Source organism: Adhaeribacter pallidiroseus (assembly GCF_003340495.1).
GTDB classification, from domain to species: domain Bacteria; phylum Bacteroidota; class Bacteroidia; order Cytophagales; family Hymenobacteraceae; genus Adhaeribacter; species Adhaeribacter pallidiroseus.
This window is the reverse complement of sequence record NZ_QASA01000001.1, coordinates 4,603,178-4,617,262: the sequence shown is the minus strand read 5'-3', so window position 1 is coordinate 4,617,262 and position 14,085 is coordinate 4,603,178. Positions and strand designations below refer to the sequence as shown.

Below are 14,085 nucleotides of genomic sequence, written 5' to 3'. Positions count from 1 at the left end.
ATATTGATTAATATTCTAATTTTGCCCTTTGCTTTGCATTCCGAATTTAAAAAATAAAATTATAGAATGAGTTTATTAGTAATTGGGTCAGTGGCGTTCGATGCCCTGGAAACTCCTTTCGGTAAAACCGATAAAATTTTAGGTGGTGCGGGTATGTTTATTGCGCTAGCCGCTTCAAATTTTGTGAAACCCATCAACCTGGTATCGGTAGTAGGGGGTGATTTTTTGCAATCGGATATCGCTATGATGCAGGAACATGGCGTTAATACCGAAGGCTTGCAGATTAAAGAAAATGAAAAATCGTTTTTTTGGAAAGGCCGCTATTTTAACGACATGAACAGCCGCGAAACCTTGGTAACCGAACTAAACGTACTCGGCGACTTCGACCCGATTATTCCGGAAAGTTACCAGGATTGTTCGTATTTAATGCTGGGGAATCTGGCACCGCAAGTGCAAAAGCAGGTAATTGAGCGTTTAAAAAACCGCCCGAAACTCGTGGTGATGGATACCATGAATTTCTGGATGAACATTGCCCTCGATGATTTGATGCAAACTATTGCCCTAGTAGACGTGCTTAGTATTAACGACGAAGAAGCCCGCCAACTGGCTGGCGATTACTCGTTACGCAAAGCAGCTAAGAAAATTATGGCCATGGGGCCTAAGTTTTTGATTATTAAAAAAGGCGAACACGGGGCATTATTGTTTCACGAGGAACAAGTGTTTTTTGCTCCGGCCTTGCCCCTGGAAGAAGTGTTTGACCCAACTGGTGCCGGCGATACCTTTGCGGGCGGCTTTATTGGTTACTTAGCCAAAACCGACGATTATTCTTTCGAAAATATGAAACGGGCCGTTATTCATGGTTCGGCTTTAGCCTCGTTCTGCGTCGAAAAATTTGGCCCCGAACGAATTATTAATTTAACCGAAACCGAAGTACAGGAGCGCGTACAACAATTCGTAAATCTGGCTTCTTTTGAAATTTAGCAACTGGATGTTAGGCACTAGCTACTGAACGTTAACTTTAGATTTTTAAATTTTTTAATAAAAAGAACCGCTGTTTGATTGTAAGCAGCGGTTCTTTTTTAAAATCAGCCTTATCTAACTACCGCAATCTAATATCCAGCGTTTAGTACCTCACTGTTAATACTTTTGAACCAGGTAAATGCCGAGCAGGAGCAAGGCTACCCCTACAATGCGCATGGGACTTACCGCGTGAATGTTAAAACCAAGCCAGCCAAAATGATCGAATAAAACGGCAAACAACAACTGCCCCGCCATTACAAAGCCCAAGGTGTTAGCGGCGCCAATTTTCGGAGCCGTAATCACTACCGAACAAATATAAAAGGCACCCATAATGCCACCCAACCATTTCCACCAGGCAATATGCGTTAATGTTTGTGCGGTTGGTAACTCTTTGTGCGCGGTGGTTAATACCAGAATAACCAAAGTTATGGTGCCGACCAGAAAAGAGATTAAAGCGGTAATTAAAGGATTGTTGATTAAAAGCCGCAACTGCGCGTTTGCGCCCGATTGAACGGCAATGCCGCTACCGGCAATAAAGGCAATAAAGTAGTAAAACTCTTTCGGCATAAGGCATCGGGGGTAAGTAACAGAGCAAAGCTACTGGATTGTTAGAAAGAGTTCGGCGTACCTTTCAAAATTTTAATTCACCTCTATGCGGTCGCCGCGGCTGGTGGGCTGCGAGGTAACAGTAAAAAGTAAATCTGTATCGGTCTGATTTAAAATTTGGTGCACTTGTCCCGGCAGAATATGCAATCCTTGCGGGGCCGAAATTATAAAAGTTTTTCCGTCTACGATAAAAGTGGCGGTACCTGCCAGAATAAAAAAGAACTGTTGCGCCAACGCATGATAGTGTAATTTCTCGGAAGTGTCGGCGGGCATTCGTTCCTGAATAATGCTTAATGCGGGCGTTTTTACTAAGTGCCAACCTTCGCAGTTGTCGCCCCAGATGTAATGCTCTGCGTTTGCGATACTTGTAATCATGGTAAAGCTACTTTTCTAAAATGTTCTACCACCGGAAACGGATCATAAAAGTGGTGCAATAATTTTTTCCATTCCTGGTATTCCGGCGATTGCCGAAAGCCAATGGTATGATCTTCCAAGGTTTGCCAGGTTATTAATAAGGCGTACCGGTTTTCTTTTTCCAGACAGCGCTGAAGTTCATGTGTTACGTAGCCAGGCATACGGGCTATTATCTGTTGCGCCTGGGCAAATGCTTTTTCAAAATTACTTGTTTGCGCAGGTACTACGTCCAGCAGGGCAATTTCCAGAACCATAATAACAGATTTTAATGCAACATCTTTAGCCTTTTGAGCCGGGCTTCCGTATATCCATATTCTTACTAGTAACTCAAAGTTTAAAAAGGAGGATATCATGAAAGGCAAACCGAAATTAACGAATATTCCTGATAATGTTTTTGACGATCCGAATAAGCAAAAGCTGAATAACAGCGGCGAAATTATCGATGATAACGAAGATATGGCGAAAAAAAGCGCCTTATCTAACGGCGACACCCAAGTGATGAATGCCGACCAGAATCAGGTATCCCGGGAAGGCAATAAAAACCGCGACCACGTGAATGGCGACAATGACGACCATCATAACCGGTTAAACCGCCCCCGGAGCAACCCCAGCGATAACCAAGGCCGGTAGTTTTTAAACGCTAAACATTAGATTTTAATATTTAACAAAAAAACGGAGCTAATCAAATAGCTCCGTTTTTTTATATGCTAAATGTAATTGATCTTTATTTTAAGTCTAACACTCAGATTTAAAACGCCTGATTGATCCAGTTTTTAAAATTTTCTCTTTGTTCCGGGCTGGCCGCGGGCAATTTCCGGATCAGGTACTTAGTTAAATGTGGTTTACCATCGGCTACGAGTGTTATTGTACGCAAAGTTTTATTCCGGAAAAGTGTTATTTCTAAGGTTGATTTTTGTTGGACTAAACCGGCCAGGTTCCCTTCGATTTTTCGGCCATTAATCGCTACCAACTCATCTTCTAAAGCCAGTACTTGTGCCGCCGGACTGTTGGGCTCAATATAACTTACCAGTAAGTTGGTGTTGTTAAAACTAGTTCTAAATCCAAACCGCGCTTCAGTAATTCCCGGGTTAACGGTTGGTTGCAAAGTGCAGCCTACGTATAATAAGGTCTGATTTAAAGAATCTTGCACGGGTACGGTACCATTGATAATGTCGTCGAAATACATTTGCAACGATTGGCCGGCTACTTCTTCGGCTAGGCACTGGTAATCTTGTTCGGTGTAGCCGGTCTGGGTTTTACCAAATTGCTGCCACAAACTACGCAACACATCGTCCAGGGATTTCTGGTTAGTTGTTATTTTGCGGATTTCTAAATCCAAAATAAGAGCGGCAATGCAGCCTTTATGGTAGATAGATACTTTGCGGTCCGGAATGCCGGGTTTGTAACCATCCAGCCATAAATCAAACGACGAATCGGCCACGGATAAATAATGTTGCCCCTGATCGTCGAAATGTTTCCGAAATACTTCGTTTAATTCGGTAAAATATTGATCGGTAGAGAACACGCCGCAACGAGCTAGTAAATAGTCGCCGTAATAGGTGGTAATACCTTCGGCTACGTACCCGGTCCGGAAGTAATTTTCGCCGGTATAATCATACGGCATCATTTCGGCAGGCCGGATTTGTTTGATATTCCAGGTATGAAACAACTCGTGACAGCTAACGCCTAACAACTCTTTGTACACGTCGCGGGTCATTAATAATTCGCCGGGGCCCAGCGCAATTACCGTAGAATTGCTGTGTTCCACGCCGTGGTAAAAACGATAGGGTAAAATCTGATTCAGGAAATGATACTCGGAAACCGGAAAATTACCGAATAATTGTAATTGCGCGTGAGTAAATTTTTTAAAATCTGTTAAGAGAACGTCCCAATCCGGCTGGCAATCGCCCTGAAACCACACGTGGAACGGAATGCTGTTAACCCAATAGGTTTGGCATTGCAGGTTGGCACTAGCTATTAGCGGGCAATCTACTAATTCGTCGTAAGAAGCAGCTTGTAAAGTGTGCGGGTTAATTTGCTTCAGGCCCGTAGCTATTTGCCAGTTGGGGGGTATGGTTAGCTGCAACTGACAAGCTTGGTTTTCCAATCCAGCGACGCTCATCATGCAATTTACCGGATTAATGTACAGTTGTGTTTCATCGAGCCAGGACCCACCGGCATCCATTTGGTGGGCGTAAAAGTTGTAAAGTACTGTAACTTCCGTTTGTTCGGTTCCTTCTATTAGCCAGCGGTCTTTGGTTATTTTTTTAAATTTCAAAGGTTGTTCCTGGGCATCTACTACCCGGAAATGCTGCACTTTCTGCGCAAAATTCTGCAGTTCGTAACGCCCCGGACGCCAGGCTGGTAATTGTAATTCCATCGCCATAACTTCTTGAACTGGAATTACCATCTGGATTTGCATAAAGGAAGTAAGCGGATTTATATAGGAAATGTAGTAATGAATCATAAGTGATAGTTACGCATGAATGAGCCAAGATAGTTGAAAACATTATGAAAGACTTTCGCCAGTTAAAAACTGGCTCCCATAAGTAGTCACCAGTTACACTCCGTTAAACTGGCCACAGTATAAGATTCGTTGGCGTGTTAATTATTGTTCGCATTAGAATGGAACTGACAAGCGCTTCTAATACATATAGTTCACAAAAGTGAAAAAATCATTCAGAGCAAAGCATTTTCAACCTTCCAACTTGCAACCTCTAACTTGTAACCTTCCAACTTTTCAACTTTCTAACCAATAAGTTTGTAATTTCAGAAAAGAGTCCTAATTTTGCAGGCCATATAAAAAGCTTTGGTTTAAAATGAAAAGAACATTCCAACCTTCTCAAAGAAAAAGAAGAAACAAGCACGGTTTCCGCTCCAGAATGGAAACGGCAAACGGTAGAAGAGTGCTTGCCAGCAGAAGAGCAAAAGGTCGTAAAAAACTGACCGTTTCAGACGAAAGAAGACACAAAGCTTAATTTTGGCAGGACACTACGGGTCCTGAAAAGGGTATACGGGCATGAATGCCGCGTCTGAAATTCCCGCCAGCGATAAAAACACTACTAGTTTTAAAAAAGAAGAACGCTTGTGCAGTAAAAAGCTGATTGAACAGCTTTTTCGCGAGGGTTCTTCTTTTAATTTATACCCGCTGCGGTTTATTTTCATCAAACAATCGCCCCCGGCGGCGATTGTTCCGCAAATACTTATTTCGGTTTCGAAGCGAAATTTTAAAAAAGCGGTAGACCGTAACCGGTTAAAACGCCAAATTCGCGAAGCGTATCGCCAAAATAAAACCATTTTGTACCCCGAAGGGCAAAGCTCCATTCAATTGCTTGGCATCCTGTATATTGCCAAAGAAAAAAAGCCTTTTAAAATTATTCAAAAAAACTAATTTCAGGTTTACAACGTTCCTTTATGGAATAGCCGCTTCTTTTGTTGCAAATCTGAAATAATATGGTTAAAAAAATTACCGCCGGTCTGCTGGTGTGTGCTAGCTTAGGTTTTCTGGTTTCGTTTACCCCCGATGATAATGGACGATACTTCGAAATCGCCAAGAACCTCGATATTTTTGCCACCCTTTTTAAAGAGGTAAATACGTATTACGTGGATGAGGTAACTCCCACTAAAATGGTGAAAACGGGCATCGATGCCATGCTCAAGTCGCTGGACCCCTACACCAATTACATTCCCGAAGACGATATTGAAGATTTCCGGACCATGACCACTGGCCAGTACGGGGGTATTGGCGCCACGGTGGGCAAACGTGAAGGTAAAACCATTGTGCAACTACCGTACGAAGGCTATCCGGCGCAAAAAGCAGGCTTACTGGCCGGCGACGAAATTTTAAAAATAGACGGGGTAAACATCGAAAAGAAAAATTCTACCGATGTAAACAAACTTTTAAAAGGCCAGGCTAATTCTATTGTGGATTTAGAAATAAAGCGTTTTGGCGTTGATAAGCCCATAAATTTAAAAATAACCCGGGCTAAAATTCAAATTGATAATGTGCCGTATTTTGGCATGGTGAGCAACGATATTGGCTATTTGCAACTGGCCGGTTTTACCATGGATGCCAGCCGGGAAGTGCGCAATGCGGTAGTGAAGTTGAAAGAGCAGGGTGCCAAAAAAATAATTATTGATTTGCGCGATAACCCCGGCGGATTGCTGAACGAAGCCATAAATATTTCTAACTTATTTGTGGAGCGGGGTCGTGATATTGTGAGCACCAAAGGCAAAGTGGTAGAATTTAATAAAATGTACAAAGCCCTGGACGAACCCCTGGATACCCAAATTCCGCTGGCCGTTTTAACCAGTTCGCGCAGTGCTTCGGCCTCCGAAATTGTATCGGGTGTTTTGCAGGATTATGACCGCGCCGTATTGGTAGGCGAGCGTACTTTCGGCAAAGGCTTAGTGCAATCTACGCGGCCGTTAACGTACAACGCGCAGTTGAAAGTAACTACTGCCAAGTATTATATCCCCAGTGGCCGTTGCATACAAGCGATTGATTACTCGCACCGCAAAGACGATGGCAGCTTAGGTAAAATTCCGGATTCGTTGCGGGTAGCTTTTAAAACCACCAGCGGTCGGGTAGTGTACGATGGCGGCGGCGTAAGCCCGGATGTAGAATTAACCGAAAAAGAATACTCGCAAATTGCCAAAACCCTGGCTAATAAAGGTTATTTCTTTGATTATGCTACCAAGTACCGGGCGGAGCACCCCACTATTGCTACCGCTAAAGATTTTCATTTGACGGATGCCGAATACCAGAAGTTTGTTTCTTACTTAGCAAATAAAGATATTTCGTATTCTACCAGCGTCGAAAAAGCGATGGATGAACTGGTGAAGAAATCTAAAGACGATAAGCATTTTGAGGATATTAAATCAGAAATCGACGTTATTAAGAAGAAAATTTCGACGAACAAAGCCAACGATTTAACCCGCTTTAAACCCGAAATCAGCGAGTTGCTGGAACAGGAGATTGCTTCGCGTTACTTCTTCCAGAAAGGCATGATCGAATCTACTTTCGACGACGACCAAGATATTATGACGGCTATAACTTTACTAAGCGATACGCCCAAATACAACGCGTATTTGCGGCCTTCTGATAATAACTCCACTACCGTCCGGAAGAATAAATAGTTTAAATTTCTGCTGTTTTTACCAGCATTTATCTAGCTTTAAGACTAGGCTTTTAGGCTTATTCTTAAAGCTTTTATTATTGGTAACTCTGGTCTTAATTAGAGTTGGGGTGCTTTAATAGCTGGTAGAATTGTTGGGCTGCCTGAGGTAATTGATCGCGTCGTTTTTTTAAATTTTTCTTAATTTCTTCGCCCACTATTGGGTATACGCCGGCTGGTAACTGTTTTACGGCCCGGTTGATAGTAGTGTCGGGTAAGGATTGCTGCAGTTGTTGCGCTATTTTTTTAAAATTATTTACGGGTACGTTGCTTAAAATTACAGAATCCAGGTAGGCGGCGTTTACCATTAAACCGTAAACATCATCTAATGTATCGGAAAACTGCCCGAATTTAGGCATCGCCCATCGCCGGGTAGTGAGCCAGGGCAACAGGCCATCGCGGTAGTTGCAAAAAGCTTGATCACGATCTTTCGGCACAGGCACGTACCAGGTTTTGGAGCCCTGTGGGTAAACAGCCCACATCCATTGCCCTTCGTGACGGTCCCAATCACCAACTAAAAAATCAAACAACCGGCATTTCATATACTCCTTTACATTGGCTTGATGTGCCGAAGAACTTAGCCTGTTTTTTAAAAAAGTTTCGGTATTGACAATAGCGCTGGCCGATTCTAATCCTGGATAAAATTGAGGGTTGTTCTGGTGTTTTTCTTCCAGCAAAAATAGCTTACCTCCCGCCTGGGTCGCGAAAGGCCTGAATAAAGGGTCGTGTGGGCGCACATAGTACAATTGAGGAGTGGCATGAGAAATACCAGCGGCTTGCGCTAATACGGGCACCATTAACGCCCCGTACGGATTAGCTCCCGAGGTTTGATCGCGTACAAAATTGCCTAGCCAGGTTTTTTGCCAAAAAGGCGACAAAACCGAAATAGGATCTTTATCTACTGACCGCAGCGCATACGTGTGCCCAACGGAATCGACCAGGGTAAAACTTAAAGTTTGCATGCCCCCACCTTGTGCCACAATTTTTAAACCGCCCCAGGTTTGATCTAAATCTAATACTTTTGCTTTTACGGGCGTCGTCCAGATTTTTCGGTTATGTTTGCCCAAAAACCAGGTACTAACAGCTGAGCGGTGGTATTCGGGGCCGGCGCTTAGCAGAACACTATCGGGTAAACCATCCAGCGTGCGGGCTATAATAGTAATCGGAGCAAAAGTTGGTGCCGAATTTTGAGATAGCAGCCAGTAACTTACTAGTACGAATACCAGTAATACCAAAAAGGGCCGTATCTGCTTAGTCATGTTTGCTTAAACTAGGAACGTATGTAACAGAAACAAAGAGTAGCGTTTACCTTGTACATGACAATGGATGTAAATTACGGAAAGAGCTTGTTAATTAATAACAAATTCTGATGGTTTCGATTTTAAACTTCTAGGGCTCAATAGAGATAAAGTTTTGAAAAAACCGTATACTTATTTGTTACCAAATTTATAAAAATTTAAAAAACTATCACTTATGGCTAATAGTGCTCAATATACCGGTATAAACGAATCGGTTTACAACAACTTAAAACAAAAATTATCGGGCTTCGGGATTGATTTAGAAGGCAATGCCGGTAAAGTATCTCAGAAAGGCGTTTCGGCCCAGTATGCTTTTGACCCCACCACGCAAACCTTAAATATTAACGACGTAAATGTCAGTTTTCCGGCCAGTATGATGTTTAGCTCCGATAAAATTCTCGGTATGATTTCGGAAGCAGTGCAAGGAGCGGGCGGTACCAAAATAGCTTAGTCAGTAGAAGTTAATTGTAAGTTTTCCCTTTTTGCTTGTATTGTTATATTTAAACAGCCTTCTCGTTTTACAGAAGGCTGTTTTGTTTTATACACTTTACGGTAAATTTGGCCGCCACAGTGCTGCTGCTTTAGGTTCACAAAAAGTATAAAGTGTTTTGCTACAATAATAAAAAGTTGTTACTTACCCGTAATAAGTAGTTGGTCGTTTTTAGTTGTTCGTTGTTCGATCGTTAATGAATTAATAATCAATTACTTAAACTCAGGTTTTTAGCAACTTAATTTTGTCCTGTTACTTAAAAGGGTAATTACCCGGTTTTTTAAATTTTTATATTGCTGGTACTGTTTAATCTAATAATTTAAGATTAATTAAATTAACGTACCGGTGGTTAGGCCTCTGTGCTTTTCCGCCAACAAACTAAGTTTTATAAAAAAGCGCCAGCTACTAAAAAAACTTACCTGCCAAGTTTTAGTTTTACTGTAATTAATCAAGCATAAACTCATTTTTACTACAACTCGTACCGGATTTATTTTATAGTTAGATTTTCTGTAGATCTTTCCCGGCCAAATTGCGGAAAGATTAGATTTTCTCCTGTTCTATTTAATAAATCAATATCTATGCGCAAATTGGTGCCATTATGATGCCTGTAACTTCTGTCTTTTTTTTAATTTTTGCTGTTTTTCCTGCTTTGCTTTTTCCGGTTTGTGGGGTAGCCCAAACTCCTATCCCAACTGCAACGGCAACCCCCGGTACGAGCGAGGTAATGCATACCGTATTTTTAGTGGGCAATACTGGTGCGCCTAATGATACCAGCGCCGGCGCCAAACTTCGTTTGCTACGAGAACAGCTGCGCACGGCGGGCAAAAACAGTAATCTGGTATTTATTGGTAATACTTTTTACCCCCGTTTGTTGCCGCCCGTTACTGATCCGCAAAGAGCCCTTGCCGAACAAACTTTAAAAGCGCAGCTTGTTATTTTAAAAGATTATAAAGGCCAGGTCAATATTGTTCCGGGCGATTACGAACTAAAATCGGACAAAAATAGTGCTTCCCGGCGAGCGCGGCACCAGGAACAATTTATCCGGGAGTACCTGCAAAACGAGAATATTTTCATGCCGGAGAATAGTTGCCCGGGTCCGGCCCAAATTGAAATTAACGATAATATTTTACTGCTGCTGCTGGATACCAAGTGGTTTTTGCCCCGCAGCCCGAAAGTAGACGAAGAGGCGGGTTGTGCCGCCACCAGTGCCGCCGCGGTTATGGCCGAAGTAGATGATGCCCTCAAAAGTAACGCCCAAAAACAAATTATTGTGGCTTCGCATGTGGCACAGGATATTAAACCGTACTATTACCGGGTAATGCAAAAGGCTTACGCCCAGATCTATTCCCAACATCCGGGCCTGATTCACGTGGAAGATACTAGTCCGGCGCTGGAATACGCGTGGCAGGATAGCATTAATTACCTCCGCACGGGCTGGCATTCGCAGCATCGAAAAATAAAGCAACAATCAACTCCCGTATTTACGCAAGCTGGACCTGGATTTGCCAAAATCTTATTTTACAATAACGGCGAAGCCTGGCTCGAGTTCTGGACTACTAGCTTGGGCCCACAACCAGTGGCGAAAATGGCTTATAGGCGTTTGCTTATGAAAAAAGCCACTTTGGAGCAACTAAATGCCCAGATTAAACCCACCCGGACTATAAATTATGCCGATAGTACTGTAACAGTAAAGGCTAGCGACTTGTACCAGGTAAATGCTTTTAAGCGTTGGCTGCTCGGCGAAAATTATCGTCAGGAATGGGTTACACCAGTGCAATTGCCCGTTTTTGATGTAGGTAAAATAAAAGGTGGGTTAAAAGTAGTGCAGCGCGGAGGTGGTTTTCAAACCCGTTCGTTGCGCCTCGTAGATACCGAAGGCAAAGAATTTGTAGTACGTTCCGTCGAGAAATACCCCATCGAAGCCATTCCGCGCGCTTTGCGCCGCACCGTGGCCGCCGACATTGTGAAGGATCAGATTTCGGCATCGCACCCGTACGCCCCGTTGGTAGTACCTTCCCTGGCCCAGGCAGCTGGCGTGTACCATACCAATCCTAAATACTATTTTATCCCCGATGATCCCCGTTTGGGTAGCTTTAGAACGGGTTTGGCAAATACCATTGGCTTGTTTGAGGAGCGGCCTGATGACGACGAATCCAAAGCGCCGCATTTTGGTAATTCTAAAAAAGTGTATAGCACCGATAAAGTGCTGGAAAAAATTTACGAAGACAACGACGACCAGGTAGATCAACGGGCCGTGGTGCGCGCGCGGTTATTTGATTTTATTATTGGCGACTGGGACCGGCACGAAGACCAATGGCGCTGGGCCAGTTTTGATAACGAAAACAGCAAAGTAAAAACGTATCAACCTATTCCCCGCGACCGCGACATGACCTTTTTTGTAAATCAGGGCGTGATACCAAAAATTGCCAGCCGCAAATGGATTATGCCTAAATTCCAGGGTTTTGATGAGGCCATTCGGGATATTACCACCTATAATTTCAACGCGCGTTATTTCGACCGTACTTTTTTAAATGCGCTTTCTTTGGACGATTGGTTAAAAACCGCCACAGAATTGCAGCAGCACCTAACCGACGAAACGATTAGTAAGGCCATAAAAGAAATACCCGCTCCTATTTACCAAATTCGGGGAACTGCCACCGTGGATACGCTTAAGTCGCGCCGGGCCCGGTTAATACAAGATGCTACCGATTACTATAAATTTCTGGCGCGGGAAGTAGATGTAGTAGGCTCTGATAAACAGGAACTGTTTAAAGTAACCCGCCTGAACGATGAGACAACACAGGTAGAAGTTTTTAAAATTAGCAAGGAAAATGAAGTAGAGCAGTTGCTTTATAACCGGATTTTTAAATTTTCGGAAACCCGCGAAGTACGTTTATACGGTTTAGGAGGCAATGATACTTTTACAGTAACCGGCAAGGTAAAAAGAGGCATTCTAATCCGGATTATTGGGGGCGAAGGTACTGATAAAATAATGGATAGTTCGCGCGTGCAGAAAGGCCGCCGGAAAACAGTTGTGTACGATACGGCCACGGGCAACCAATTGCAGCTAGCTACCGAAACAAAAAACAAAACTTCGGACCGCAACGAGGAAGTAAACGAATACGACCGCAAATCATTCCGTTATAATTACTTCGGGCCTTTAGCTTCCATTGAATACAACAAAGACGATGGGTTTTACCTGGGCGGTGGCTTTTTGGCTACCCAACAAGGCTTCCGGAAAGACCCGTTTGCTTCTTCGCACCGGTTTATTGCCAATTATGCCCTGGCTACGCATTCGTTTTTATTTAATTATGCGGGTTATTTTACGCAAGCATTGGGTGTTTTTGATGTAGGCTTAAACCTGGATGTAAAAACCCGGAATTTTGCCGATAACTTTTTTGGCTTATCTAACGAGTCAGTTTACAATCAAGAGTTTGATATTGATTATTATCGGTATCGCTCGGAGCGTTATACTTTTAACATTTTATTGGGACGCCGTTGGGGCAAATACCAGCGCTTCTTGTTTGGCCCGGCTTACCAGTTTGTGCAGGTGCAGGAACCCAAAAACCGTTACCTGGAACAATTTAGTCCGGCCGAGCTGAGCCCGAATGATCCGTATGCGTCTAAAAGTTACGCAGGGGTGCAGGTTTCCTACGAACTGGATAGCCGTGATAATAAAGCTTTACCCAATCGCGGCGTTTACTTTCAAACCGAAGCCAATGGTTATTTGGGTACCAATAAATTATCAACAAATTATTCCCGAATCAACTCGCAGGTTTCTTTTTTTCAGACCGTGCATTTGCCTTTTAAAGTGGTGCTGGCGGCTCGTGTGGGTGGCGGTACTACCATTGGTAATTTTGAGTTTTTCCAGGCAAATACCCTGGATGGGTTGTACAATGTGCGGGGTAACCGGCGATCGCGCTACTCCGGCCGTTCGAGTTTTTACAATAACCTGGAAGCCCGAATCCGGTTGTTTAATTTTCAAACGTATTTATTTCCGGGAGCGGCCGGGGTCATGGTTTTTCATGATAGTGGCCGCGTTTGGAACGACAACGAGCAATCAAACAAATGGCACCGGGGCTACGGTGGCGGATTTTGGTTTGCGCCGGTAAATTTAATTGTAATTACCGCGGGCTATATGGTTTCTGACGAAAACAAGCTGCCATTAATCAGCGCCGGATTTTTATTTTAGAAAGTATGCTCTTTATGAACACCAAATAAAAGGGTTTGCGTATACTGTTTGCTAATGGCGGACCTTGGTCTGAAAAAGCGAGTAAAAACAGTGATTTAAAATACAAACATTAACGCATAAAACTCATGAAAGATCAACAATTAGAGCATTTGAAAATACAGCCGGAAGACTTATCTAAAACTTTTGAAAACGTGATGCACGTTTTTCAAAAAGGGAACACCGAGCGTTTACCTGATTTACTGCAGGATGCCGGTAATTTGCTAATGAAAGCCAGTAAGAAATTATCTACTACCCAGTTAGTTTTAGCCGTGGCAGCTTTAGCAGTAGGGGTTATTTTTGTAGCCAAGAAAGTAGAAGCCGAACTGGATGAACATGATAATCAATAAGCTAAAAAGCTAAGCCTATAAACTAAAAAAGCTGCCTCCCAGGCAGCTTTTTTAGTTTATAATAAAGTACTGATTTTAGTGGTAAGTCAATAGTAAGTTGATGCGTTAGTAAATTTAAAAAACTACTCATTAGTGCGGTGCACTATCGTCTATGAACAGTGGACTAAATACTAGTTAAGATAAATAGAGAATAATTCAAAACGATTAGAAGCAAAGCTCCAGTGCGAAGCCGAAGGATGTATTTCCTGGCCTTCCCGGTTTAAGATGGTAACGGCAACTCCTTCCGAAACATTTAAAGGCTCCGTAAAACATTTAACAGCATAAATCCGGCCTGCTTTAATCCACTCATCCGGTTCAAAGCTAGGTAAAGAATCATCGATGCAGTGGGCATACAAGGCCACGTATTTGGGAGGAATGTTTAAATTTACCATAAAGCTAAAACTATTAAATATGCCTAAATGTTCCGGACTGTCTGAGGTACTGGGTGCATGTTATTCAGTCT

Annotated in this window: 14 protein-coding genes; 8 read left to right on the top strand and 6 right to left on the bottom strand. The window is 42.9% G+C overall.

The features are described from left to right. The first annotated feature begins 66 nt into the window (after window positions 1-66). Window positions 67-981, top strand: a complete 915-nt coding sequence (locus AHMF7616_RS18415; protein ID WP_115374215.1) for a PfkB family carbohydrate kinase — start codon at window positions 67-69, stop codon at window positions 979-981. A gap of 156 nt (window positions 982-1,137) precedes the next feature. Here AHMF7616_RS18415 and AHMF7616_RS18410 read toward each other — a convergent pair whose 3' ends face one another. The 3 genes from AHMF7616_RS18410 to AHMF7616_RS18400 all read right to left on the bottom strand — a co-directional run bounded on the left by AHMF7616_RS18410 (window position 1,138) and on the right by AHMF7616_RS18400 (window position 2,294). Next, window positions 1,138-1,587, bottom strand: a complete 450-nt coding sequence (locus tag AHMF7616_RS18410; RefSeq protein WP_115374214.1) for a DMT family transporter — start codon at window positions 1,585-1,587, stop codon at window positions 1,138-1,140. 72 nt (window positions 1,588-1,659) lie between these two features. Next, window positions 1,660-2,001: a cupin domain-containing protein gene (locus AHMF7616_RS18405; RefSeq protein ID WP_115374213.1), complete on the bottom strand. Its 342-nt coding sequence runs from the start codon at window positions 1,999-2,001 to the stop codon at window positions 1,660-1,662. Next, a complete protein-coding gene (locus AHMF7616_RS18400; protein WP_115375682.1) occupies window positions 1,998-2,294 on the bottom strand; it encodes an antibiotic biosynthesis monooxygenase family protein in 297 nt (98 codons plus the stop codon). The genes AHMF7616_RS18405 and AHMF7616_RS18400 overlap by 4 nt, the downstream gene beginning before the upstream one ends. A gap of 97 nt (window positions 2,295-2,391) precedes the next feature. Between AHMF7616_RS18400 and AHMF7616_RS18395 the strand changes: the two genes are divergently transcribed. After that, the gene (locus AHMF7616_RS18395) at window positions 2,392-2,670 is read left to right on the top strand and encodes a hypothetical protein (RefSeq protein ID WP_115374212.1); all 279 of its coding nucleotides are present in this window, start codon (window positions 2,392-2,394) and stop codon (window positions 2,668-2,670) included. Between the two features lie 118 nt (window positions 2,671-2,788). Here the strand turns inward: AHMF7616_RS18395 and AHMF7616_RS18390 are convergent, their stop codons facing one another. Continuing rightward, complete coding sequence (locus AHMF7616_RS18390) at window positions 2,789-4,507, bottom strand: M61 family metallopeptidase (RefSeq protein WP_115374211.1); 1,719 nt, start codon at window positions 4,505-4,507, stop codon at window positions 2,789-2,791. A gap of 352 nt (window positions 4,508-4,859) precedes the next feature. Between AHMF7616_RS18390 and rpmH the strand changes: the two genes are divergently transcribed. From rpmH to AHMF7616_RS18375, 3 genes are all read left to right on the top strand, one after another. Further along, the gene (rpmH, locus tag AHMF7616_RS18385; RefSeq protein WP_007659000.1) at window positions 4,860-5,018 is read left to right on the top strand and encodes a 50S ribosomal protein L34; all 159 of its coding nucleotides are present in this window, start codon (window positions 4,860-4,862) and stop codon (window positions 5,016-5,018) included. 41 nt (window positions 5,019-5,059) lie between these two features. After that, window positions 5,060-5,431 (top strand): ribonuclease P protein component, encoded by a 372-nt coding sequence (rnpA, locus tag AHMF7616_RS18380; RefSeq protein WP_233507634.1) that lies wholly within the window; start codon window positions 5,060-5,062, stop codon window positions 5,429-5,431. A 62-nt stretch (window positions 5,432-5,493) separates the two neighbouring features. Continuing rightward, window positions 5,494-7,179, top strand: coding sequence for a S41 family peptidase (locus tag AHMF7616_RS18375; protein WP_115374210.1), 1,686 nt, complete (start codon window positions 5,494-5,496; stop codon window positions 7,177-7,179). A gap of 94 nt (window positions 7,180-7,273) precedes the next feature. On the opposite strand, the gene AHMF7616_RS18370 is transcribed toward AHMF7616_RS18375, so the two are convergent. Next, a complete protein-coding gene (locus AHMF7616_RS18370) occupies window positions 7,274-8,476 on the bottom strand; it encodes a hypothetical protein (protein WP_115374209.1) in 1,203 nt (400 codons plus the stop codon). 214 nt (window positions 8,477-8,690) lie between these two features. Between AHMF7616_RS18370 and AHMF7616_RS18365 the strand changes: the two genes are divergently transcribed. From AHMF7616_RS18365 to AHMF7616_RS18355, 3 genes are all read left to right on the top strand, one after another. Next, on the top strand, window positions 8,691-8,966 hold the full coding sequence (locus tag AHMF7616_RS18365) for a hypothetical protein (RefSeq protein ID WP_115374208.1): 276 nt from the start codon (window positions 8,691-8,693) through the stop codon (window positions 8,964-8,966). Between the two features lie 637 nt (window positions 8,967-9,603). After that, window positions 9,604-13,197: a BamA/TamA family outer membrane protein gene (locus AHMF7616_RS18360; RefSeq protein WP_115374207.1), complete on the top strand. Its 3,594-nt coding sequence runs from the start codon at window positions 9,604-9,606 to the stop codon at window positions 13,195-13,197. Between the two features lie 125 nt (window positions 13,198-13,322). Then, window positions 13,323-13,583, top strand: a complete 261-nt coding sequence (locus AHMF7616_RS18355) for a hypothetical protein (RefSeq protein WP_115374206.1) — start codon at window positions 13,323-13,325, stop codon at window positions 13,581-13,583. A gap of 170 nt (window positions 13,584-13,753) precedes the next feature. On the opposite strand, the gene AHMF7616_RS18350 is transcribed toward AHMF7616_RS18355, so the two are convergent. After that, complete coding sequence (locus AHMF7616_RS18350) at window positions 13,754-14,014, bottom strand: hypothetical protein (protein WP_115374205.1); 261 nt, start codon at window positions 14,012-14,014, stop codon at window positions 13,754-13,756. Between the last annotated feature and the right edge of the window lie 71 nt (window positions 14,015-14,085).